The sequence below is a fragment of the Emticicia sp. 17c genome (assembly GCF_037153985.1).
GTDB lineage: Bacteria > Bacteroidota > Bacteroidia > Cytophagales > Spirosomataceae > Emticicia.
In genome coordinates this window covers 223683-249104 of sequence record NZ_JBBAYI010000009.1, presented here as the reverse complement: position 1 = coordinate 249104, position 25422 = coordinate 223683, and the positions used below count along the sequence as shown (strand labels likewise).

Sequence of the window (25422 nt, the reverse complement as noted above, 5' to 3'; positions counted from 1 at the left end):
ATTATTTATGAGAAATACCCTTGTTATTACCCTGTCAGTAAGTACAATCCTGACACTCTCACTCATGAACTCTTGCAGCAAACAGGAACAAGTTGCTACTGAGCAGTCGAGCTTTGATTTAATTCAGGATAAAATCTTTACTACAAGTTGCGCAACAAGCGGATGCCATGCTTCTGAGAACGATGGCACTTTTGCACAACATGGCTTGGTGTTAGCTAAAGGGAAAGCCTATAAAAATCTTTTTGAAACAGACCCCAAACTCAGCGATGCGCGTGCCGACGGCCTTAAAAGAGTAAAAGCCTATAATTCGCTCCAAAGTTTGCTTTATCATAAACTTAATTTCGATAACTCGCACCATAGTGGCAAAACTTATGGCAACCCTATGCCTTTGGGAGGGCAGCCATTATCGGCAGGTAAAATTGAGTTTGTCAGACGCTGGATTGAAGCCGGCGCACCCGAAACCGGTAATGTAGCCGATAAAAACCTGCTGGACGACACCACGCCTTCACAGATAAGCCCCTTTGAAGCCCTACAAGCACCCGCCGCCGGAACAGGCTACCAGATGAAACTAGAACCATTTAATGTGGCTCCTGACTTTGAAAGAGAAATCTTTATCAGAAAACCTCTGGGCAACACTGAAACGGCTTATATTAATCGTATTCAGATAAAAATGCGTCCGGGCAGCCATCATTTTATTTTATATGGCTTCAGAGACCCTAATAATCTGGCTCCCTTGAATCAGCTACGAGACCTGCGAAATCCTGATGGAAGTCTGAATTTCGTTACTTTCCAGCAAATGGGTAACCACATTTTTAATTTTGGTGGCAGCGAAGCTAACATGGATTACACTTTCCCTGCCGGCACGGCTGTTGAAATTGCCCCCGGTGCAACTTTCGATATGAACTCTCATTATTACAATAAAACTACTACCGCTATTCCGGGAGAAGTTTATATAAACCTTTTTACTACAAAAAAGGAGAATGTGAAAAATACACTAAAGGTGCTTGACCTTGCTAATAATAACCTGAATATTCCGCCAAAACAGAAAACAGTCATTTCGAAAACTTTCACTTTCGACAAAAATATAAAAGTTGTGATGTTGCTCTCGCACACACACAAACTAGGCGAAAAATTTGAGATATTAATTAAAGGTGGAGCCAGAGACGGCGAGGTTATTTATACCTCTACAAACTGGGAACACCCCGAAAAAACAAATTATACACCTTATATTTCATTAAAAAAGGGTGAAGGTCTTACTTCAAAAATTACTTATAATAACACTACCGACCAGACTGTCAGGTTCGGGCTTACAACCGAAGATGAAATGGGGATTATATTCGGGTATTATTTTGAAGAATGAGGTTATTCTGGGAAGAGTAAATTTTTATTTTATAGCGGGAGCCTTGCTCTGACAAGTAACTGTGAAGGTCTGAGGTTATAATTAGTTTCAATATAGTTAAAGGTTCCGTTTGTCAAATTTATTAAGGATTTAGTATTAAATATATTAGTCCAGATGGCTTCTATATCTATTTTTCTGGCTCCGATTGTCTTTCTTAATATTATATCAGCAAATAGGTTTTGAGTATTATTATAACTATTTATATAGAACTCATTACTTATACCCATATACAAATCCTTTACATTAAAATTCCATCTTACTTCATGAGTTTGTTGAATAATGTTCTGTTTCTGTTCAGTAGCAATCTTGCTCTTGATGCTAGTTAATTTAAAATAATATTCAGAATTAAACCAGCCAAAACAACTTGAAGAAATCCGAAAGGTGGGGTTAAATATATTGTTCGTTACCTGAACATATTTATCATTAATTATCTGTAAATTTTTCTGGCTCGAAACTGATATGGCAGGTGCCACAGAAGTTTTTATTTCTCTGAAGTATTTTCCGAATCCCGCATTTAAAGATTGTGAATATGCTCTATTTGGTTGTAAAATAGCGTTCTGTTCCATACTTCCATTTTGATTAATGGTATTTACAACCAGAATATTTTTATTTTGTATATTATACGAGTAGCTTAAATTCCCAAAAGTAGCATTAACAGGATTTCTGTATGACCATCCTACTGAATTATTATAATTTACTGCTTGCAATAAGGGAGTATCTGTGCGCTTTATCTCCCTGTATGAGGTCATTATATAACCATAATAGATTTGATTTATATCTCCAAAACTATTCTGAATCGTGGAAGTTAAATTCAGATTCCAGAATTTATTTACTTCCCAATTAGCTAATATGCGGGGTTCAAAAGTTGTTTTACTCAAATTTTGTTTCTTACCAATATTCTTGTCCTGAATATTGAAAACATTAAAATTAATCGGAGTGGCTAAGTAAACATTAAATTTCTTTCTTTTTAAATGAGCCCGAATATTGATGTAATATTTCTGATGCAGATAATCTAGATTATTACTAAAGTCTTTATCTGTTTTTTGGGGGACTCCTCCGTCATCAAGAGTAATAGTACTTTTTAAATTTTGCTTTTCAAGAATAACTCCAATCTGCGAGTCAAAGGCAATTGTTTTAATCTTTTGAGTGAATTGTAAGAAATTATTCGCATGAAACCCAGTTTGCAGCACATCCTGACTTATTTTGTTAAAAGGATTTTGGTTATTTAAAAGTTCTATAAATTGCCCCGGAATTATAGCTAATTTCTGTGGAGCTTTTTCAAACCCTATACTCGAATTCAAGGTAACTAAATATTTACCTATCTTAAAAATATCTTTATAGTCATTTAAAACCGAAAAAAATGGATTTCGTAGTTGTTGTATTAATACGTTATCAGCATTTGTAATAATACCTGTTTGTTTATCCCAAAAGGCTTTGAATTTCAAGCTATTTTTTAAGTATTTTTCTCTCACATTCTTTTGGAGAGTTAAATCAGATTTAAAGCTATTAAAATACAGTTTGTTAACTTTATTTTCTAAAAGTTCTATACTACTATCTCCAGAATTAAAAAATTGCGTTTTTGTATAACCTTGCTGTTTTTGAATATCATACAGGTAATCGCCTATTAATCTTAGTTCTAAGCCTTTTTTCAGCCTTTTCAGGATATTTAAACTACCCAGATGGCTATCATTATCAAGCCAACGGGTTTCTTTAAATGGGGGGGTATTTAATTGCTGAATACCCAGTCTATCATTTTTATTGTCTACGTTCAAAAGGGCATCATCATAAGTACCCGGAGTAAGCCGTATGAGTTGGCTACTGCTATTTTTCCCAATATTGTTAGCCTGATAAGTAATTAGTGATTGTGTTTGTTTGGTAAACAGCATTGGAGTAAGGTTTATGTCCCACAAAAGTGGAGCTAAACCTGCACCAATACTCATTTGCCCCGTAGTAGTTACATTCTTTTTAAGTTTAATATTTAAAGCTGCCCTGTTTGAGAAAACTAGGCTATCGAGTATGCGGATAGGTTGGTGGTTTTCTATAACCTCAACATTTGTAACAGCCTCTACATTAAGGTTATCATTTGCCAGTTTATACCTCCCTTCCAGCAAATCCATGCCTTCTATATAGTATTTATTGATGGGCATACCTTGATAGAAAATTTGTCCGTTAGGGCTAATCTCTATTCCTGGAAGTTTTTTAATAATATCAGCTATTACACGGTCATTTTTGTCTTTAAAGGCAGCAACTGAATACGAGAGGGTATCACCAAATTTCTTTATTGGCTCTTGTGTAACTTTTACTTCTTTAAGCTCTACTGCTGTTTCTTCCAGCATAATCTCTATATTCTGAGTTTTATTGGCAATACTCAAGGTTTTCGGAATATACCCTAGCATCCTGACTTGTAATGATAAAGAGTCGTCATCTAACGTTTTTGTTTTTATTTCAAACTCCCCCGTAGATTTACTAAGCCCATAAGCTATGGTAGCATTAGAATTTATTCTGGTGAGTGTAATTATTGCATTAGCCAGTGGCTTTTGTGAAGTTATTGAAGATATTTTTCCTGATATTAGAGATTGAGAAAAGGATTCATGGCCAAACAACAAAAAGAGAATAAATAAACAAATCCATGAAAAGCTTATGAGCTTTTTAATATATTTTATTAGCCATAGCTTTATCATTTCCATTAAAATAATGTAAATTAGTCTTTTTCAATTGAATTGAGTTTAGGCAGATTTCTTTTCATATTAGTGACATCTTGTCCATCTTTAATAATTCTCAAATTTCGATCTTTAAAGGGCTTTAAAGGGTCTTGTTTTATTTCTTTTTGTATTGCTAAAAATTTTTCAAAGCTAACTTCAAAGATATTTTTATCAAGATTGTACATTTCAGTTGGGCTTCCATCATATTTGCTAATACTTTCAATTTCGAAAGAATAGTTTTTTTCACTATCGGTAATCTGCATAATTAGGCCTGGGAGACCCCAAAATTTATAAGGTCCATCAGAGATGGGTATTTCTGGACAATACCACGCTGTATATTTACGTCCACCATAGTCAGTTTGTGCTTTATAGCAAAGATAATTTTTTATTGTCAATGTATCAGGATAGGTTATCCAAACCAAGTTGTTCTTTTGATGATACCTATATCTGTCTATTCCTACTTTTTCTGTTACCACTATCTCTTGCATATCATATCTTTTAGTGATAAAATGATTAAATGCCGTTTTTAGATTTTGAAAGTTTGGGTCTCCTATTAACTCATGAATATCTCTTTTATTCTCCACTACCGCTCTTGTCATTGAATCTTTAAGAATAAAGTTTTGAGAGGCATAGGATGACCCTTGATTATTCTCTACGAATAATATAACTCTTTCGGTATTATAATTATCAGGTCTAAGTAAATCTGGCAGATATTTGACCTTATAAGTTACTTTATATATAGGAATTTCAACAAAACCAAATAAAAAGCCAACCATAAGAATCAAGAGGTTTTTTATTATTTTCCGATTCATAAATTGTCGTCTTACAATTCATTTTCCCTATTTTGTAAATAAGGAAAATGAATTAATATTAGAAATTATTAAGCATATTTTTAGGCATTACAAAACTTAACTGCAATAGTACCGATTCAGGAGTACAAGGGATATTACTGGACAAAACCAGACATTTTCAGACAATTGGTTATCTTCTGATAAAAACTTGTTTTTCATTAGTTTTTGTAACCTAGGGTTTATCAGACCAGAAGGAACTTCTATCTCATACTTTTTAGTCCAGCGTTTTAGTGTGCGGGTAGAAATTCCCAATTCTTGGGCAATTTCTTTGCGGTTTTTTAATTTTTGTACTTCCATAATTATTAGTTCACAGACAATTGTGGTATTTTAGTAGATGCAATTTAGGGGAAAAACAAAGATTGTCACGAAAAATAAAGTGGTTTTTGTTTTATCGAGCATAAAAAAGCCTGAAAACTCTCATAGTTTTCAGGCTTTTTTATGCTTTTACAATTCTACTTCAAATCGCTACTAACCGTAAAAAGGAAAATTATCATTAATATATCTAACACAGGCACTAAACCAATTTTAAAAGCAAAGTCATAGTTCTGGCGTACATACGCTATCCATGAGATAATTTGCGTACAGATAATTAAGATAGGTAAAGCAACAAGAGTTCCGAAAATTAACCATGTTCGCCTTGTAGCTCCTGAATCAAATACAAAAGGTGACATCATGGCACCGAATGCAGCAGGAATCAGAATAATAAGCATAATGATGTTAACAATTAAACTACATGTTTTCATAAGGGTTAGTTTTTAAAGGGTAAGTTTAACCAAATATATAGTTTTATTCGCAAAAAATTACTTTTTACCACAAAAAAAGCACGAAACTAGCTTGCTTCGTGCTTTTTAATATTTTGTGGGGTATGTTACTTGGCAATTTCCATGTTTACCTCACGGGCATTAATGGTTTTACCTTGCATACCTTCTAACACGCGTTTTACATCTTGTTGTGGCACCTCTACAAAACTGAATTTATCATAAATATCAATTTGTCCGATGGCACGGCCTGCAATGCGGGCTTCCGAAGTAATAGCACCTACAATGTGGTTAGGCGCAACGTTATCTTTACGGCCTAGGCTGATAAACAAGCGTACCATGTCTGGTCTGCCTGAACCACGGCTGCCCGGGTCCTGACGTCTTTCTCTTGGCTCAAAACGACGTTCGCTGCTGCGCGAGTCTCTGCTTCCACTTCCATACTCACGGCGGCCACCGTCGCGGCTACCATAACTATTTCTTGAGTCTTTTCTGTCATATTTACCGTCTCTCGACTCATTGCTTCTTGGCTCGCGGTAGCTGTCTGACAACTGTGCATCAGAGAACTCACTTTTTACTGAGCCTACCTGCATTTTAATCAATGCGGCCATAATTTGAGCGTCAGAGTAGCCTTCGTCGCTCAGTTCGCCGATAATATCTTCGTAGAAATTATCAACTCCAGCTAACAATGATTCTCTTACCTGCTCAAGGAATTTACGATGACGTGTTTTTACAAGCTCGTTGAATGTCGGGATTTTCCCTTGTTCAATTTTTACTTTTGTATAGTTTTCGATGTCACGTAGGCGGTATTTATCACGGCCTGAGATAAGCATAAATGCTTTTCCGGCTTTACCTGCACGGCCAGTACGGCCAATACGGTGAACGTAATATTCCAAATCTTGCGGAACATCAAAGTTAAACACGGCATCTACACCCGATACGTCAATACCACGTGCAGCAACGTCAGTAGCTACCAGAATAGTGGTAACTCCTGCACGGAACTTACTCATTACCTGCGTACGTACTTGCTGGCGCATATCGCCATGTAAGCCTTCAGCGGCGTATCCGCGTATTTGCAGGTCACTTACAATTTCATCAACTTTCGATTTGGTATTGGCAAATACCAGCATTAATTTTAAATCATACACATCGATGAGGCGTGTCATTACTTCCATTTTTGCTTCTTTACGAACCGCAAAGAAATATTGCTCAATGTTAGTATTCGAAACCTCTTTTTTCAATGTTCTTACGATTTCTGGGTCTTTCTGAAAACGTTTTGTAATAGAAAGAATCTCAGGCGACATTGTTGCTGAAAACAACAGTGTTTGTCTTTCGGTTGGAGCAAAAGATAAGATTTTTTCTATATCTTCACGGAAACCCATGTTCAACATTTCATCAGCTTCATCAAGAATAGCTAGTTTAATGTTGCTTAAAACCAGAGTTTTACGCTCAATGTGGTCCATGATACGGCCGGGTGTACCTACCACAATCTGTGAACCTTTTTTCAAAGCCAAAAACTGACGTTCATACGACTCGCCCCCATAAATGGCAGCTACATGAAGTCCTTTTTTGTATTTAGCTAATTTCTGGATTTGTTCTTTAACCTGAAGTGCCAGCTCACGCGTTGGGCACATCACAAGAACCTGTGTGTTTTTGTCTGTTTCGTCAACCGCTTCTATGGCAGGAATACCAAAGGCAGCCGTTTTGCCTGTACCTGTTTGTGCTTGGCCAATAACATCACCACCGCGCATAACAACAGGGATTGCAGCTGATTGGATAGGTGTAGCATACTCAAAACCTAACTCTTCAACCGCACGAAGAACGTACTCCGATACTGGAAGATCGGAAAATTTTACTAATTCCATCAAGGATAAACTAATTTGTTAATCGGAACCTACACTGCCGTCCTCACGCAAAACCGTGAAATGCCCCGAATGCCGAAAAATAATAAAGCGAACGATGAGAACCATCCGTTGCCTGCTCTGAAAGGAAATTGAATGAAAGAGAAACTCTTTGAGTCGAATCTTTTGTAATGCAGAGGCTCCATACGGATGTGCCTTTTAAAAACTAATGCAAAAATAAAAAGATTCCTTTAAATTACCAAGTATTTGGCAAAAATAGTTGTATTTTTTCTAGAATAGTGATTTGTCGGCTCATGAAAAATCACTATTCTAATAACAAATATTATTAATCTAATTAGTTTAATTTTGTAATGGCCTGATAAACCAGCACTTTAAATTTATCGCCGAGTTCAGGATAACTATTAGGAACCTTCTGGGTCATTATCATCCCGATGATTCCTTCCTTGGGGTCGGCCCAATAAATTGTGCTATAAGCCCCACCCCAGTCGAAAGTTCCTTCTGAGGGCGACAGCCTCGCTGCTTCAGCCACAGTGGTAAGCCCAAAACCTAAACCAAACTTTTTATAGCCCAGACTTAGGTCGCCAATCTGGTTATGTATCATCATATTTACTGTTACCGGGCTTAGTAATTGTTGTCCATTATATTTACCGCCATTGAGCAGCATCTGTAAAAACATGGCGTAGTCGGTAGCGGTAGAAACAAGTCCGGCACCTCCGGCAAAATAAGTCCCTTTTTTCTTGGCAAAATTACCGTAGTCGCCTGTTACCTTCATTACCTTTTTATCTTTATCTTCGGTATTCAGCGTAACCAAGCGACCAAACTTAGATTCTGGCAAATAAAAATAGGTATCATTCATGCCAATAGGCTTAAAAATACGTTCGCGCAGGAAAGCATCGAAACTCATGCCCGACATAACCTCTACAAAGTACCCCAGCACATCGGTATTAAGGCCATAAGTAAACTTCTCGCCGGGGTTGTGCATTAAAGGCAGCTTTGCCAGCCTATTAATAGCATCTTCCAACGTATAATTGGGGGTATCAATACCGCTCGGAATATTATTTTTGGCGTAAATAGCAACTGCTTCTTTGGTGCCAATACCTGCATAACTAATGCCCGAAGTATGTGTCAGCAGGTCTCGGATAGTAATTTCTCTTTTAGCCGGTATGGTCGTGTAAGTACTATCCTTTTCATTGAATTTATCTAATACTTTCGGGCTTTTAAATGAAGGAATATATTTCGAGATGGGGTCGTCCAACAGAAATTTACCTTCTTCATAGAGCATCATAACGGCAACACTGGTGATGGCTTTGGTTTGAGATGCAATACGAAAAATAGCATCTTTAGGCATAGCCTTCTTAATGCTTATATCGTCATAGCCCAAGCCTTTGTGATACACTATTTTACCATTACGGGCTACCAAAACAACCGCCCCTGCCGTATAGGCTTTTTCAACATATTCGTTAACAACTTTATCAATCCTTTGTAATCTTTGTGTACTCATGCCCTGACTTTCGGGAGTAGCCGTTGATAAGGTCTGAGCAAACGTAAAATAATGAAGTAACACAACGAGGAAGAAAGAAGAAAGGTATTTCATGATGCTTATGGTTTGAATAGATTTGGAATGTACTTCTGATAACAAATATATCATTTCTAAAAGATTTTACAGGGATATTCAAAGAGATTTGTACAAACATTTATGTTGATACATAAACCAAGAAAAATGCCCCTTGTAATAGAAGCCAATTACGAGGAATTTAGCTTACATTTGAATATCTATCTTATACCCGACATGACCCATAAATCTTTCTTTGAAACTGACAGTAAACAACGAAAAATATTTTATCAGCAATGGCTACCAAACCAAGAAACCAAAGGTATGATTGCCTTGGTTCATGGCTTAGGCGAGCATAGCAGCCGATACCAGCATCTGGCCAGTTATGTTAATTCGCATAACTTGGGGCTGATAGCCGTCGATTTATATGGACACGGGCAAACAACAGGCAAAAGAGGCCACGCAGACTCAATGGAAGCCTATATGGAACAGATTGGCCGCTTGCTTGAACTCGCCAAACAAGCCGCCCCTGACAAACCTGTTTTTCTGTATGGCCATAGCATGGGTGGGGCATTGGTACTCAATTATTTATTCAGACATAAACCTTCCATTAATGGTGTAATAGTTACTGCACCGGCTATTCGTCCGGGTTTTGAAGTACCTAAGCCATTATTAATTATTGGCAAAATAGCCCGTGCTATTGCTCCTTCTTTTACTCAGGCCAATTCGCTTGACTTAGAAAACCTCTCGCACGACCGTGAGGTCATTGAAAAATACAAAGCCGACCCTCTGGTACATAATCAGGTATCGGGCATGGTGGGTATCACCCTGATTGAATGGGGAGAATGGCTGCTACACAATGCCAAACATACGCCCCTACCCCTTTTACTTATGCACGGAACCGACGACCACCTTACCAGCTATGAAGCCAGCAAATTGTTTGTATCGCAGCTTACGGGAGACGTAACTTTCAAAACTTGGCAAAATCTCTATCATGAAATTCATAATGAATTTGAAAAACAACAGGTTTTCGACTATACATGGCAATGGCTGCAAAAGCATTTGTAAATGTTCGGCTATCAATTATTTATAAACGGCACTGGCACAGTATTTTTATTAAACTCAGCAAAGATTCCTACTATTTTAAAATATCAATTACACATCGAATGAAACTAGCCGTTAGTTGCCAGCTTACTTATGAAACTACACAAAACACCCCTCTTGTACTGATGCTTCGCCCGCGTAGCGGCGCAGGCCAATGGGTAACAAAAGAAGAATACCTGCTTGACCCCAACATACCTGTGGTTGAATATACCGATTTATACGGTAACCTTTGCCAACGCTTACTAACACCTGAAGGTAACTTTACGGTTAAAACCTCGGCAATTGTAGAAGCCCCCGACACCATAGATGTTGATTTTAATGCTAATTTTGTACCTGTTCAGGAACTACCTGACGACTCGCTCATATACTTGCTTCCAAGCCGTTATTGTGAGTCGGATAAGTTAGGAAACATGGCTTCTACAATTGTACAGGAAGCCACTACCGGATACGAACAGGTTGAAGCCATCCGAAAATGGATTAATGAAAATATTGATTACCAGTACGGGCATAGTAATGCCTCTACTTCGGCGCAAGATACCGCACAAAGCCAAGTTGGTGTTTGTCGTGATTTTTCTCATCTGGCAGTAGCTTTATGCCGAAGCCTCAATATTCCTGCCCGTTTTGTGGTTGGTTATTTATATGAGTTAAAGCCGATGGACCTACACGCTTGGTTTGAAGCATATCTGGGTGGCCGATGGTATACTTTTGATGCCACTCAAACGCAACCCAGAGGAAACAGAGTAGTGCTGGCCTATGGGCGCGATGCTGCCGACGTGGCTCTGGCTACGCAATTCGGAGAAATGGAATTAACCAGTATGTTCGTTTCGGTTGAGCCTGTACAGGAAAACGAAACGCTATAAGCATGTCAAAATTTACTATATATAGTTCTTCTGCGGGGTCTGGCAAGACCTTTACTCTTACCAAAGAATACCTCAAATTAGTACTTGGGGACGAACGTCCGTACTATTTCCGAAGAATTTTAGCCATTACTTTCACCAACGATGCGGCCAACGAAATGAAAGACCGTATTCTGGATGCGCTTAAAGAAATGGCTGATGTACAGAATTTCAACGAGCAGTCGAAATACTGGGTTATGTTTCAGATGATTGCCACAGAAACACAATTACCCGATAGTACCATTCAGTTCAGAGCCGAAACAGTTTTTAAAAACATTATTCAGGAATACTCCGATTTTTCAGTAAAAACCATTGATAGCTTTGTTAATCAGCTTGTAAATGCCTTTACCGACGAGTTGGGCTTACCATTCAACTACGAAATTGTACTGGATACCGACCGCGTAATGACAGAGGCCGTTGAACGGCTAATTGAAAAAGCTGGCGGCGAAGAACACGAAGATATTACGCGTACGCTCGAAAACTTTATTGGTGAAAAAGTAGGCGATGGCCAAAGCTGGAATTTCGTTACTGAAGAACTTGCCAAGTTTGGCACTCATCTTATTAACGACCAGTTCTATTCTTTACTCATCAAAATCAACGACCTTAACTCGAAGGATTTCTGGGAAATAGCGAATAATATTCATACTTACCTGAAATGGTTTGAAAACGAAATTACGGGTATGGCCCGAAAAGCCATACAACTCATAGAAGAACAAGGGCTGCTGATTGAAGATTTTACCCAGAAAGCTAAAGGCATAGGCGCGTATTTCTATAATATGCGCGATGATTTTGAAAACGAATATTATCAGAAAAAAGACAATTCGCCCAATAGTTACCATTGGGCTGCTATCCGAGACGATAAATGGTATAGTGCCAAAGGTACTCCCCTACCGATTCAAGCCAAAATTGATGACATCAAAGAGGACCTAAAAAGCATTTTTCATGAAATGCAGGAGTTTAAAGCACGTCATCTAAAAAAATATACCCTCTTTAACCTTATCAGGCCAAACCTGCGCAAACTCTCTTTGCTAAAGAAAATAAAAAAAGAATTTGACGAGGTTCTGGAAGAAAAAAATCAGGTATTCATAGCAGAATTTAACCGCAAAATTCTGAATATTATTCTATCTGAGCCAGTTCCATTTATTTATGAGCGCATTGGTGAAAAATATAACCACTTATTGATTGATGAATTTCAGGACACCTCAGATATGCAGTTTTATAACTTGTTGCCTTTGATTGAAAACTCACTGGCTGGCAATAACTTCAATCTGATTGTAGGCGATGCCAAACAGGCTATTTACAGGTGGCGCGGTGGCAGAATGGAACTCATTGTTCATTTATTTAAAGGTAATATCGCAGGGCTTGTTGAGCATCCTTTAGTACGACCACATCAGATAGAACAGTTTATCTCTATCGGGCAGTATCTGAATCCTAAATCGTTAACTACCAACTACCGAAGCGCGCAGGAAATAATTGATTTTAATAATCGTTTTTTTAAGGCCATACTTGACCGTTATTCGGCAGAGTTTCAGTTTTTACCCGATGTATACGAAGATTTCAGGCAGGAGAAACAAGCAAAATCGTTGTCGGGGGGGCATATTCAACTAGAGTTTCTGGAATACGCCAAAGACCACACCCCTATGCTTGCACGTACCTTAGAACTAATACAGCAGGCTTTGCAAGAAGGGTACAGTCAGGGAGATATTGCTATTTTATGCCGCCGAAATAAAGAGTCTGCCTTAATAGCTACTTCCTTAACCGACGCTGGCTATAAAATTATTTCGCGCGATTCGCTTCTTCTTAAAAATTCGCCTGTTGTACGTTTAATAGTCGCTTTCATGCGTATTATTAATCAGCCCGACAACCGACTAGCAAAATCGGAAGCTGCTTATCTGTTTTATCAGATTATTCTGAATCAGATACCTGATAGCACCGCCAACACCGAAATAACCGAAGCCGTTGAAGCCACCGACCCACTGGCGTTTTATCAGTTATTCACAAAGCACGGTTTCATACTTGACCCTTTTACCATGATAAAGTCGGGCATTTATGAGTTAACCGAAAAAATCATCGGAGCTTTTAATTTGTTTAATCGCACCGACCAGAAAAACTATCTGTTCCGGTTTCTGGATGTTGTTCTGAATTTTAGTCTGAAAGAGAGTAATCACTTGCAGGATTTTCTGATTTATTGGGAAGAGAAAAAAGATAGTTCGAGCCTGTCTGTTAAATCACCTGCCGAACAGGATGCCATCACCATCACGACTATTCACCGTTCAAAGGGTCTCGAGTATCCTATTGTTATTATTCCGTATGCGCATTGGCCCTTAAGACCGCAAGCGTATGCCGAAATCTGGAGCGACCTTGCTTTGCTTGAATATGAAGAACTCAGCCACAAAGCAGAAGGCAAAATAACTAAACTTATGGCAGCTCCCATTAAATTTAATGAAAGGCTTACCATGACAGACCTCGTAGAGCAATATAATGATGAAATGCAGGCTAATTTTCTTGAAAATCTGAATATGCTGTATGTGGCTTTTACAAGGGCGGCCGATAAACTATTTGTGATTTCGCAGAAAAATCATTTTAAAAGAGTACATGGCGTAGGAGAACTCATACAGGATTTTCTGGAAATTGAAGGATTGTATAATCCAGACCTGAGCGTTTATGAAATAAATAAGGGAAGTTTTATTAAAAAGGCTGTAAAAAAAGCTGAAAACCATGATGAAATACATCTGGCGAAGATTATCAGCGAAGACCGTAGCGACCGCCTGCGACTCAGAAGAATATCAGAAAAAATATTTGATACCGAAACGCTCGATAAAAGCAAAGATAAAAACAATAAAGTACACGCAGCCCTTGCCAAAATACGCACCCCTAACGACATACCTAATGCGTTGCGTGAGCTTGAATTTGAGGGAGTTATCAGCCCCAAAGAAGGCCCGGCAATTAAAGAGGCTATTGTAAAAGTAATTAGTCTTCCTGAATTACGCTCACTTTTTGAAGATGACCTGATTATTGAAAATGAGCGTGAGATACTTGAACCTAATGGAAATATTCAACGCCCCGACAGGGTAGTTATTAAAGATGATATGGTTTATATCATCAATTACAGCACAGGGCATTTAAATGATACTTTCCAGCGAGAAAGAGAGATAAAAAATATCAAGGGTCTTGGCAAATTGTATCAGCAGATGGGGTCTGAAAAAATAAAACTTCTACTGGTATATCTGGAGACCAGTCAGGTTATTGAGGTTGAATAAGAGAGAACTTTTACAGTTCTCTCTCACTAAAACAAAACACTTGAAATCAACTTCTTTTTTCTTCCCAACGGCTCCAGCGTTTCTGAAGCCTTTCTCTCATTTTATCGCGGTCTTCGGGGCTCATTCTTTCCATACGTTCGGCCATTCTGTGCTTCCAGAACTGACGGCCACTGCCCTCACAACCACCCCAACGCTTGCCACCATAGAAACCACCAAACAGTATTTTCGACAATGCCAATAAACCTAATGCCTGCACAAAGCTAATAGTAGTTAACCCGAAAATAACAGGCATTAACCAGTTCCAGAGGCCCATTACTACAAATCCACCCAATATAATAAAGCCTGTGATAAATAAAAATCCTTTAAAAACCCAAAATCGTCTCATTGTTATAATAATTTAGTTACTTAAAATTCATTAATAATCAACTAGTTAGCTATTAAATAGCTCTTCATACAAATACCTGAGCCGTTCTCTTAAGAAAAGAACTGCCTGTCTTTTTTCAGAAATCAGTGTACTTACTTTAATACCTGTTATTTCTGAAATCTCCTTAAACGACCTGTCTTCTAGTTCGTGCATTTCAAACACAAACCGCTGGTGCGCCGGTAAATCTTCAAGTGCTTCTGACAAGGCTTCCAGAATTGTTTCCTGCAAAAGTGGGTCTTGCTGAGAGGTATCTGACAAAACATCAAATAACGATATGCCCTCTTCGTCGTCGCGGTCATCAACAATGGTTTCTTCCAGAACATCTGTTTTTTTCCGACGGTAGAAATCATTGATTTTATTACGAGCTACCGTAAACATCCAGCCAACAGTCTGGTCAATAGGCTTGGTAAGTCTGTACATCTCTACCAATTCATAAAAAACCTCTTGCAATACATCTTCGGCATCAGGCAGCGAAGGCACCCTTTGCCGGATAAACCCCAGCAGTCGCTGTTTTTCGCCTGTAATGGTTTGCTGAATTTCTTTATTTTGCTCGGTAGTTGTCATTAATATACTAACATCGTCTGTTACTCTGGTAGACGCTAATCAAGGCTTTTTATGTAATTTTAGTGAAGAACGGCAAATACTGCGTGTGAATGGCAAATAATATGTATTTTTGCTCGATACATACACATTTTAACTCAGCCAGATTATGAAAAAAATTGTTCTTCAGCTAAGCTTTATGATGATTTTAGGTGCTTGCCAGTCAAAAAATACAGAAAGCACTACTACTTCTACCAACAACGCCAATACTGATACGCTGGTTGCTGCTACCGGCCCAGTGACTGAAACGTTATGCTTTGAAGAAAAGGTTGGAAAAGATATTACTACGGTCAAGCTGATTATCAAAGGCAATAGCGTAAGTGGAAACATGGAATGGCTACCATGGGAAAAAGACCGAGCCACAGGCACCTTAAAAGGCCAGAAAAATGGTAATGAAATTATTGCTGATTATGATTACATGATTGAGGGGGTGAATCAATCAGAAGAAAAGATTTTTATACTGGAAGGCGATAAATTATCGGTAAAAAGTGGGGAACTAGAAGATAAAAACGGAAAACTTGTTATGAAGAATCCGGCAAAAGCAGTAATAGGCCAAGTACTTACTAAAGTGGCTTGTAAATGATATATAGAGGGGAGCAGGCTTGCTCCCCGTTTGTTATCCAAATAAATTACTGCTCAGGTAACGGTCTCCTCTATCACAGCAAATAAATACGATTATCCCGCTTTCGAGTTCCTGCGCTAGCCTGATAGCTGCCGATGCGGCACCTCCGCTACTCATACCAGCGAAAATACCTTCCGTTTTGGCCAGTTGCCGCGCCATGTCGGTAGCTTCGGCCTCCGATATATCCATTACCCTGTCTACACGCGTGGGGTCAAATATTTTTGGCAGGTACTCAACGGGCCATCTTCTGATACCGGGTATTGATGAGTTCTCGGTTGGTTGGCAACCAATAATCTGTATATCGGGGTTTACTTCTTTCAAAAACATTGAAGTGCCCATAATGGTACCCGTAGTACCCATTGAGCTAACAAAATGCGTAACTTGCTGGTTGGTATCCCGCCAGATTTCCGGCCCGGTTGTTTTGTAATGTGCCAGATAATTGTCAGGGTTAGCAAACTGATTCAGTAAAAAATAACTTCCTGTGGCTGCCTGTGCTTCGGCATAATCACGACATTTTTCTATATTTTCGAGCAAAACAACCTTAGCACCGAAGGCTTCCATTGTGAGGGTACGTTCACGGGTAGAATTAGCAGGCATTACCAGTTCTATTTCCAGATTAAAAAGGCGGGCAATCATGGCTAGTGCAATACCTGTGTTGCCGCTGGTGGCTTCAACCAGTTTCATGCCCGGCTTAATGTCGCCACGTTCAACTGCGCTTTTAATCATGTTCAGGGCGGGGCGGTCTTTTACGCTTCCGGCCGGATTATTGCCTTCTAATTTACCGTAAATTTTTACTTTCGGGTTGGGGTTAAGTTTTGTTAGTTCAACCAGAGGGGTATTTCCTACCAAGTCAATTATTGTTGCCATACTCAAAGTTTCATTGCAATAAGGCTGCTTAGGCCAGACTGCTACAATTAAACAAACATTATACTATTTCTCTTTCAACTACTTTTATTTCAGGCTTATGATACACCGTTGAATACGCAGGCACAGACTTTGTGAGCCAGACGTTACCACCTATAATTGAGTGCTGCCCAATAATAGTATTACCACCGAGAATAGTAGCTCCTGAATAAATCACCACGTTGTTTTCAACAGTTGGGTGGCGTTTACTATTAGCCATTGATTTCTCTACGCTCAAAGCTCCTAGTGTTACCCCCTGATACAGCTTCACATTTTTACCTATAATTGTTGTTTCGCCAATTACTACGCCTGTGCCGTGGTCAATAAAGAAAGATTCATCAATTTTTGCACCCGGGTGTATATCAATACCTGTTTTTGAATGGGCATATTCTGTCAGAATACGTGGCAAGAGCGGTATTTGTAACAAATGTAGCTCATGTGCCAGCCGATAAAACGAAATGGCATAAAACCCCGGATACGCCCTTACGACTTCAAATTCGCTTCTGGCGGCAGGGTCACCTTCAATAATGGCCTTTATATCAGTTCTCAGGGTTTCATATATTTTCGGAATTTTCTCGAAAAATTCATTTGCTTTCCATTCAGGGTTACAATCTTTGCATTGGTAGGTCGAAATCAGAATATTTCTTAACTCTAACTCCAGATTCTTAAATTGTATTTCAATTTCTTCTTCTGAGCGAAAATATTCTTTCGTTTGCTCAGGAAAAAGCAAACGGATAATACGCAATGCCCAATTGGCAATTTCTTTGGTAGGAGGCACAGGCTCTGTGTGCTGGTGCTTGTCAAAGATATGTTGAAAGAAAAGCTTATTCATAGCTCATGGTTTAAAATACTATATTGGTAGATATGCTGGATAACACCCAAAATGATGCCACCGTTCCTACTTACAACGAATTTGCTAAAAAAAGCATAGAAGTAAAATTAATTTTTTTTTGACTAAACTACAATATCTGTAATTTTTGACTTAAATAAGTATACTAGTATTGCCTTTTCTCTGTCAATATGTCAGGTTTTGGGCTTTCTTCAAGGCATTGGAATGCAAATTGATATACCCTGAACATTGTAATAAAACACTTTAAAAAGATACATAATTATGGTAGCAGAAAAAGGTACGATTTCGATTAACACCGAAAACATTTTTCCCATTATCAAGAAATTTCTTTATTCTGACCACGAAATATTCCTGCGTGAGTTGGTATCTAATGCTGTCGACGCCACACAAAAATTAAAAAAACTTTCTTCAATAGGCGAATTTAACGGCGAACTAGGCGACTTGACGGTAAAGGTTTATGTGGATAAAGAAGCCAAAACCATTACCATTTCTGATAAAGGAATCGGGATGAGCGCCGAAGAAATCAAAAAATATATTAATCAGATTGCATTTTCAGGTGCTAAAGAGTTTCTGGAAAAATATCAGGATACGCCTAATACTAACCAGATTATTGGCCAATTTGGTTTAGGTTTTTATTCAGCTTTTATGGTAGCGCAGAACGTCGAAATTATTACGAAGTCGTACCGTGACGAACCGGCAGCCCGCTGGATTTGTGACGGAAGCACCGAGTTTGAAATTACTGACGCAGAGAAAGAAACACGCGGAACAGATATTATTCTGCATATTGCTCCTGATTCAGAAGAGTTTCTGGAAAATTTCAGAATCAGCCAGATTCTTGAAAAATATGCCAAGTTCCTGCCAGTTGAAATTGAGTTCGACGGGAAAGTAATTAATAATCCGAACCCTATCTGGACCAAGTCTCCGTCTGAACTAACAGAAGAAGACTACAAAGCATTCTACAAAGAACTGTATCCTTTCAGTGAAGACCCATTGTTCTGGATTCATCTAAACGTAGATTATCCTTTCAACCTGACAGGGGTTTTATACTTCCCTAAAATCAAAAAGGATTTTCAGCTAACCCGCGAAAAAGTACAGTTATACAGCCGTCAGGTATTTATTACTGACGACGTAAAAGATGTAGTACCGGAGTTTTTACAACTACTACATGGCGTTATTGACTCGCCGGATATTCCGTTGAACGTGTCACGCAGCTATTTGCAAGCCGATGGTAACGTGAAGAAAATCAATTCACATATTACTAAAAAAGTAGCTGATAAATTACAGGAATTATTCAGAAACGACCGCAAAGGTTTTGAAGAAAAATGGGAAAGTGTAGGCATTTTTGTAAAATACGGCATTGTTTCAGATGATAAATTCTATGATAGAGCCAAAGAATTTACACTTTTGAAAAACGCTGATAAAGAATGCTTTACGCTTGAAGAGTACCGTGAGAAAGTACAGGTAAACCAAAGCGACAAAGATAATAAAGTTGTATTTTTATATGCGAATGATACGAATCAGCAGGACGCCTTCATTAACTCGGCTAAAAAACGTGGGTATGATGTGCTCATTATGGATTCGCCGCTTGATGCGCATTTCATTAACGCGCTGGAGTCTAAACTTGAGAATGTAACTTTCAAACGTGTTGACTCTGACAATATTGAGAAGTTGATTGACAAAGGTTTAGCCATTGAAAGTGTACTGAACGACGATGAAAAGAAAAAGGTGGAAGAACTGTTTAAAGAAATAGCAGGTGCTAACACAATTCAGTTGGAATCGTTGCCAACCGACGAAATGCCTGTAACAATTATACAGCCAGAATTTATGCGTCGCTGGAAAGATATGTCACGGGTGAGTGGTCAGAACGATATGTTCGGCATGATGCCTATGGGAAATAACGTAGTGGTTAATACAAACCATACTTTAATTAACAAGCTCTTGCAAACCAGCGAGCCAGAGGCACAAAAACAACTGGCCAAACAATTATACGATTTGGCTCTGTTGGCACAAGGAATGTTATCAGGTAGTGAGCTTACACGTTTTGTTGAAAGAACGGTAGCTGCACTTTAAGATACCTTATTCATACAAAATGCCTCATGGGTTTCATGAGGCATTTTGTATTTTTATTGAATACCATTGATTATCTTCTCATAGTACTGTTCATATTTAGGTACTATTTTTGAAATGTCAAATTCCTGCGCATGAGCCAAAGCATTTTGTTTAAATCTGGGCAGGTTTTCGTCTTGCAGAATATAATTTGCGTTTTTCACCATATCTTCAATATCGCCTACGTTACTTAAAAAGCCCGTAACACCCTGCACGTTAAGTTCTGGTAAACCACCTGTGTTAGTCGAAATAACAGGCACTTCACAAGCCATTGCTTCCAAAGCCGCTAATCCGAAACTCTCTTTTTCAGATGGCATCAGAAACAGGTCAGCTACTGATAGTACTTCTTCTATTGCATCGAGTTTACCAACAAAACGTACATCCTCGCCCAGCCCCAAATCACGGCTTAGCTGTTCCATTGCCACACGTTCGGGGCCATCACCCACCAGTAATAGTTTGCTAGGTGTAAGGGTCTTCAATTGGGCAAAAACCCTGATAATATCATCGATACGTTTTACCCGCCTGAAATTTGAGGTATGCACTAGCAATTTCTCGTCATTAGGACAGATAATACGTTTAAAATGTTCTTTTTTCTGTTTTTTGAACCGCTCAAGGTCAACAAAGTTCGGAATCACTTCTATTTCCTTGCTTACACGGAAAGCATTGTACGTTTCTCTTTGCAGGTCTGCCGAAACCGTTGTTACACCGTCCGATTCATTAATACTGAAAGTAACCACAGGGGCCAGCGTAGCATCTTTTCCGACAATAGTGATGTCGGTTCCATGAAGGGTAGTAATTACCGGAATATTAATACCCTGACACTTTAGTATCTGTTTGGCCAAAAATGCCGAAGTAGCATGCGGAATAGCATAATGTACGTGCAAAATATCCAGTTTTTCATATTTTACAACGTCTACCATTTTTCCTGCTAATGCCGACTCATAGGGCGGATACTGAAAAAGCGGATAACTGGCAATATTTACTTCATGGTAAAAAATGTTCTCATTAAAAAAATCTAGCCTTGCCGGCTGCGTATAAGTGATAAAGTGTACCTGATGACCATTTTTTGCGAGTGCTTTACCTAATTCGGTAGCTACAACGCCGCTTCCTCCAAAAGTAGGATAACAAACTATTCCAATTTTCATAGATATGGTTTAAAGACCGTTTTTTAGTACAACAATTTTTTTCAAAAAAAGTCCCAAATTAATTTATTAAGTATTTGTGTTTTTTGGTGGCATCGCTATTGTTTCAAACAATTTTAGTATTTTTGAGAAAATGAACACTACTGAATTCGTAAAAATAATAAGCGCGTTTTTCAGGTTAGTTCGTGTTACTAACCTTCTCATAATTGTATTCACCCAATACATGGCCAGAATTTTTTTGGTTGGCCCCAAAGAAGAATGGCGTTCTTATATATTTGACTACAAGCTATTTATGCTTGTTTTTGCAACGGTTTGTATTGCCGCAGGCGGGTATATTATCAATGATTATTTCGATATTAAAATTGATTTGGTTAATAAACCACGCGAGGTCATTATCGGGAAAATCATTAAACGCCGTTGGGCTATCCTACACCATCAGCTACTCAATTTTATTGGCATAAGCATTGGCTTTTTTTTAGGATTAAAAGTTTTTTTAATCAATGTATTTGCCGTTTCGGCTTTATGGTTCTATTCTGAACGCTTCAAGAGACAGGCATTTATTGGCAATTTTCTGGTAGCTTTTCTTACGTCATTTTCTCTGGTAGTACTGGGCATTTATTACAAGCAAAACGAAATGCTTGTAAATATTTACGCGCTGTTTGCCTTTTCGATTTCGCTTATCAGAGAAATAATCAAGGATATGGAAGATATCCGAGGTGACGCCCGCTATGGTTGCCGTACACTACCTATCATCTGGGGTATCAGGCGAACTAAAATCCTGCTTTATGTCTTTATTATCCTTTTTGTTTCGATATTGTTTTTTATGGCTTACAGCCTTCATAACCGATACCTGATTATGATTTTTAGTGGTTCTATTATTATTTTCAGCTGGTTAATGAATAAACTCTATTGGGCCGACAAAAAGAAAGATTTTACCCTACTTAGCCGAATTTGTAAAATAATTATGTTAGGTGGCATTGCAAGTATGATTTTTGTATAAATATAGCCATACCTTATTCTGCTATTAATTAACCTATTTAACTTACTACCTATGAACAGAAATAAAAATATCGAACGCATTAAACAGGAAGAATTTGACGTCTGTATTATAGGTGGGGGTGCTAGTGGCACGGGTTGCGCACTCGATGCCGCTCTAAGAGGGCTACGCGTAGCATTGATAGAAAAGAATGATTTTGCCGCTGAAACCTCTTCAAAATCAACTAAACTGATACACGGTGGTGTCAGGTATCTTGAACAAGCCTTTAAAAATCTTGACTTCGGGCAACTACGCCAAGTAAGGCATGGGCTGGAAGAACGCCACATTGTTATTAAAAATGCCCCACATCTGGCACATCCGCTGGCCCTTGTTACACCCGTATTCAGTTGGTTTGAAGGTTTATACTTTACCATCGGACTGACCATTTATGGCTTTTTTGCCAAAAATGATACTCTCCCCAAAGCCATGTGGCTCAATAAAAAGGAAACTTTCGAGCGTATACCTACCCTAACGCCCAAGCTACATAGTTCGGTTATGTACTATGACGGGCAACTAGATGATGCACGCTATTGTCTGGCCCTAGCCCATAGCGCCGACCAGCAGGGAGCAGCCGTTATTAACCATGCCGAAGTAACAGCATTTCAGAAAGATGCCTCCGGCAAAATTCTTTCGGCTACTGTTGACGATACCATTAACAATGTAACACTCAATATACGGGCAAAACTATTTATTAACTGTACAGGCCCGTTTGCTGACTACATCAGGCTGATGGCGAATCCGTTGCAAGAAAAACGCCTCCGCCCCAGCAAAGGCGTACATATTATGCTACCTGCCGACGTACTGAAAAGTAACGATGCCATGCTTATTCCGAAAACGAAAGACGGCCGTGTAGTATTTGTTATTCCTTTTGAAGGCGATGTAATGGTTGGCACTACCGATGACGAGTATCAGGATTTACAAAAAGAACCCCGACTGGAAAGTAAAGAAATAGATTTTTTATTAGACACCCTTCGGCCCTATCTGGCTAAAGTACCCGACCGCTCGAGTATTAAGTCGGGTTTTGGTGGGTTACGCCCGCTCATTGCCTCGTCAGGCTCAAAAGCTACCAAAAAACTAGTACGTGACCATGAAGTAGAATATGACGAAAAAGCAAACCTGCTAAGCCTGCTTGGAGGCAAATGGACTACTTACCGCCTTATGGCAAAAGATACCATTGATGAAGCCTGCCAGCTTTTAAACCTCGCTGCCAATTGCACAACTGAACAGCATTATCTGGTGGGTGGAGAAAACTACCACTTCGATAGCTGGAAAACTATTCAGCAGGAGTATCAGTTAGATACAGATACCTGCCAGCATCTGGTAAAAAAATATGGCACACAAGCCTTTACCGTTTTAAAGTATGGTTCAACCGAACGCATTCACCCAAGCTACCCATATATTCATGCAGAAGTGATTTACAGCGTACAGGAAGAAATGGTTTGCATACTCCGTGATTTCTTTGCCAGACGCATACGCATGGAGTTACTCGACTGGCAAGCTACTTATGATTCGGTTCAGATAGTAGCCGACCTGATGGGTTCTCAATTAAACTGGACTGAGGAACAAAAACAAAAGTATATTACTGAGTATCATGCTTTGCTGAAAAGTTTCATGCAAAGTGCCGCCTTGGGGTAACTATTTTTCGTATCGAAATAATTTGATTATTTTGTATCAGGCTTGAAGCAATTTTCGTTGTTGTATCAATACCTGACAAATCATTATTTCCACTTACAAACGCTTGCACACATTACCAATGGCTAAAAAATTATTAGCAATTATCCCATGCTTTAATGAAGAAGCCGCTATTGCCTCGTTGTTAACCGAACTATCGAATCTTGAATTACCTGACGAATTTCAACTGAATATTGCTGTTATAAACGATTGTTCAACTGATAATACGCTGGCAATAGCCACACAGTTCAAGACTATTATTCTTGACCTACCCGTGAATCTTGGTATTGGTGGGGCTGTACAAACAGGTTACAAATATGCCTATGAACACGAATATGACTTGGCCGTTCAGATAGATGGCGACGGGCAACATCCGCCTGCCGAACTCATTAAATTACTTCACCATTACGAGCAAACAAAGGCCAATGTTATTATAGGTTCTCGTTTTATACGGAAAGAAGGTTTTCAGTCGTCTGTGCTGCGGCGTAGTGGTATTGCTTACTTTCATTGGCTGCATCAGTTACTTACAGGAAAACGTATTTTTGATATTACATCAGGCTTCCGGCTGTTCGATAAAAAAGCCATTTCTATTGCCGCCAGTAATTATCCAGACGAATACCCCGAGCCAGAATCACTGGTTATATTTGCCAAAGAAGGGCTGTCAATTGCAGAAGTACCTGTCATGATGAAAGAACGGCAAGGCGGGCAATCGTCTATTCGTTCGTTCGGAAGCATTTATTACATGATAAAAGTAAGTATTGCCATGTTTTTTTCTTATATCAGAAAATACTAATGTTTTTGAAAGAAAAACACCCTGATATCAGGGCTGGTGTGCAAAATAACAGGCTTGATGAATAGCAACACCGTAGTAATCAGATACGCTTTTATTTTCCCGATTTTATTATCTGCCATGATTCTTTCCTTGATACTCGAAAAATCAAGAGATTCTAACCTGAACTGATTCATTAAAGTAAAGTCATACTTACCCAGATACGTTGGCAGATTTACGGCATTAAAATAGTTAATGTGTGGGCTATGAAAGTTAAACTGCCATAACCTATCCAGAAAGGACTTCACTCCCAGATGGTACAACAGCTTACCTGTACGGTAGAAAAAACCATTACTCATGGGCAGATTAATAATTAACAGCCCGTCTTTTTTCAGGTCTTTTCTTAGACTTACAAGTAAACTTTCAAGGTCAGAAATATGCTCAAAAACATCATTAAAAATAATAAAATCGTATCCTTCGGTTAATGTTGTGGCAGTATTCGGATAAAACCCCTCTACTACTTCCAGATTATTGGCTTTATAGTATTCCGTAAAAGTTTTTTCAGGTTCTATACCCAAGCATTGAATATTATTATTTCTGCAAACTTCAAGCCACCAGCCATTACCACTTCCTATTTCCAACCCTCTGATACTTGTTTTATTTTTGAAATATGTATCTTTTAATTGCCTCACAATTAAATCAAAATTATGGAAACGTAGTTTTTTTAGCCCTATCTCACGGCTTTCTTCGGCCAGAGCAGACACAAATGTCAAATCAAAACTAGCATCCGATGAATATAAGTCACACGACGCACAATGATACACCCTATGTTTTAGTTTTAATTTTAATTCTTGTTCGTTACCACATACAATACATTGTTTCATGCTATCAAGGGCTTTTTGTTGCTTCTACTGAGAT

General features: G+C 38.7%; 21 protein-coding genes. 9 read left to right on the top strand and 12 right to left on the bottom strand.

The genetic code is table 11. The annotated features are described in order from the left end of the window. Positions 1-7 precede the first annotated feature (7 nt). A complete protein-coding gene (locus WAA15_RS17880) occupies positions 8-1360 on the top strand; it encodes a monooxygenase (RefSeq protein WP_337044192.1) in 1353 nt (450 codons plus the stop codon). Positions 1361-1389: 29 nt separating this feature from the next. Here WAA15_RS17880 and WAA15_RS17875 read toward each other — a convergent pair whose 3' ends face one another. From WAA15_RS17875 to WAA15_RS17850, 6 genes are all read right to left on the bottom strand, one after another. Beyond that, on the bottom strand, positions 1390-4086 hold the full coding sequence (locus tag WAA15_RS17875) for a carboxypeptidase-like regulatory domain-containing protein (RefSeq protein ID WP_337044191.1): 2697 nt from the start codon (positions 4084-4086) through the stop codon (positions 1390-1392). Between the two features lie 14 nt (positions 4087-4100). Next, positions 4101-4913 carry a GLPGLI family protein gene (locus WAA15_RS17870; protein WP_337044190.1) on the bottom strand — a complete coding sequence of 271 codons (813 nt, stop codon included), beginning with the start codon at positions 4911-4913 and terminating at the stop codon, positions 4101-4103. 96 nt (positions 4914-5009) lie between these two features. Beyond that, positions 5010-5249 (bottom strand): helix-turn-helix domain-containing protein, encoded by a 240-nt coding sequence (locus tag WAA15_RS17865; RefSeq protein ID WP_337044189.1) that lies wholly within the window; start codon positions 5247-5249, stop codon positions 5010-5012. Between the two features lie 155 nt (positions 5250-5404). Continuing rightward, entirely contained in the window at positions 5405-5695 is a 291-nt protein-coding gene (locus WAA15_RS17860) for a hypothetical protein (RefSeq protein ID WP_337044188.1), read from the bottom strand. Positions 5696-5820: 125 nt separating this feature from the next. Beyond that, positions 5821-7572 (bottom strand): DEAD/DEAH box helicase, encoded by a 1752-nt coding sequence (locus tag WAA15_RS17855; RefSeq protein WP_337044187.1) that lies wholly within the window; start codon positions 7570-7572, stop codon positions 5821-5823. 331 nt (positions 7573-7903) lie between these two features. Continuing rightward, positions 7904-9163 (bottom strand): serine hydrolase domain-containing protein, encoded by a 1260-nt coding sequence (locus tag WAA15_RS17850; RefSeq protein WP_337044186.1) that lies wholly within the window; start codon positions 9161-9163, stop codon positions 7904-7906. A 126-nt stretch (positions 9164-9289) separates the two neighbouring features. On the opposite strand from WAA15_RS17850, the gene WAA15_RS17845 reads away from it, so the two are divergent. The 3 genes from WAA15_RS17845 to WAA15_RS17835 all read left to right on the top strand — a co-directional run bounded on the left by WAA15_RS17845 (position 9290) and on the right by WAA15_RS17835 (position 14381). Next, positions 9290-10189, top strand: coding sequence for an alpha/beta hydrolase (locus WAA15_RS17845; RefSeq protein ID WP_337044185.1), 900 nt, complete (start codon positions 9290-9292; stop codon positions 10187-10189). Positions 10190-10287: 98 nt separating this feature from the next. Further along, positions 10288-11085: a transglutaminase family protein gene (locus WAA15_RS17840; RefSeq protein WP_337044184.1), complete on the top strand. Its 798-nt coding sequence runs from the start codon at positions 10288-10290 to the stop codon at positions 11083-11085. Between the two features lie 2 nt (positions 11086-11087). Next, on the top strand, positions 11088-14381 hold the full coding sequence (locus tag WAA15_RS17835; RefSeq protein WP_337044183.1) for a UvrD-helicase domain-containing protein: 3294 nt from the start codon (positions 11088-11090) through the stop codon (positions 14379-14381). A gap of 46 nt (positions 14382-14427) precedes the next feature. On the opposite strand, the gene WAA15_RS17830 is transcribed toward WAA15_RS17835, so the two are convergent. Together WAA15_RS17830 and WAA15_RS17825 are read right to left on the bottom strand one after the other, a co-directional pair. Further along, entirely contained in the window at positions 14428-14766 is a 339-nt protein-coding gene (locus WAA15_RS17830) for a hypothetical protein (protein WP_337044182.1), read from the bottom strand. Positions 14767-14811: 45 nt separating this feature from the next. Then, positions 14812-15369, bottom strand: a complete 558-nt coding sequence (locus WAA15_RS17825; protein WP_337044181.1) for an RNA polymerase sigma factor — start codon at positions 15367-15369, stop codon at positions 14812-14814. A 145-nt stretch (positions 15370-15514) separates the two neighbouring features. On the opposite strand from WAA15_RS17825, the gene WAA15_RS17820 reads away from it, so the two are divergent. Continuing rightward, positions 15515-15988, top strand: coding sequence for a hypothetical protein (locus WAA15_RS17820; protein WP_337044180.1), 474 nt, complete (start codon positions 15515-15517; stop codon positions 15986-15988). Between the two features lie 33 nt (positions 15989-16021). On the opposite strand, the gene cysM is transcribed toward WAA15_RS17820, so the two are convergent. Together cysM and epsC are read right to left on the bottom strand one after the other, a co-directional pair. Continuing rightward, complete coding sequence (gene cysM / locus WAA15_RS17815; protein WP_337044179.1) at positions 16022-16894, bottom strand: cysteine synthase CysM; 873 nt, start codon at positions 16892-16894, stop codon at positions 16022-16024. Between the two features lie 58 nt (positions 16895-16952). After that, positions 16953-17762 (bottom strand): serine O-acetyltransferase EpsC, encoded by an 810-nt coding sequence (gene epsC / locus WAA15_RS17810; protein WP_337044178.1) that lies wholly within the window; start codon positions 17760-17762, stop codon positions 16953-16955. Between the two features lie 279 nt (positions 17763-18041). On the opposite strand from epsC, the gene htpG reads away from it, so the two are divergent. Continuing rightward, entirely contained in the window at positions 18042-19850 is a 1809-nt protein-coding gene (gene htpG / locus WAA15_RS17805; RefSeq protein ID WP_337044177.1) for a molecular chaperone HtpG, read from the top strand. A gap of 53 nt (positions 19851-19903) precedes the next feature. Here htpG and bshA read toward each other — a convergent pair whose 3' ends face one another. After that, complete coding sequence (bshA, locus tag WAA15_RS17800; protein ID WP_337044176.1) at positions 19904-21031, bottom strand: N-acetyl-alpha-D-glucosaminyl L-malate synthase BshA; 1128 nt, start codon at positions 21029-21031, stop codon at positions 19904-19906. Positions 21032-21161: 130 nt separating this feature from the next. Here bshA and WAA15_RS17795 point away from each other — a divergent pair, with 130 nt between their 5' ends. From WAA15_RS17795 to WAA15_RS17785, 3 genes are all read left to right on the top strand, one after another. Next, a complete protein-coding gene (locus WAA15_RS17795; protein ID WP_337044175.1) occupies positions 21162-22028 on the top strand; it encodes a geranylgeranylglycerol-phosphate geranylgeranyltransferase in 867 nt (288 codons plus the stop codon). A 51-nt stretch (positions 22029-22079) separates the two neighbouring features. After that, entirely contained in the window at positions 22080-23699 is a 1620-nt protein-coding gene (locus tag WAA15_RS17790; RefSeq protein WP_337044174.1) for a glycerol-3-phosphate dehydrogenase/oxidase, read from the top strand. Between the two features lie 118 nt (positions 23700-23817). After that, entirely contained in the window at positions 23818-24528 is a 711-nt protein-coding gene (locus WAA15_RS17785) for a glycosyltransferase family 2 protein (RefSeq protein WP_337044173.1), read from the top strand. On the opposite strand, the gene WAA15_RS17780 is transcribed toward WAA15_RS17785, so the two are convergent. Next, complete coding sequence (locus WAA15_RS17780) at positions 24525-25388, bottom strand: class I SAM-dependent methyltransferase (protein WP_337044172.1); 864 nt, start codon at positions 25386-25388, stop codon at positions 24525-24527. The genes WAA15_RS17785 and WAA15_RS17780 overlap by 4 nt on opposite strands. Between the last annotated feature and the right edge of the window lie 34 nt (positions 25389-25422).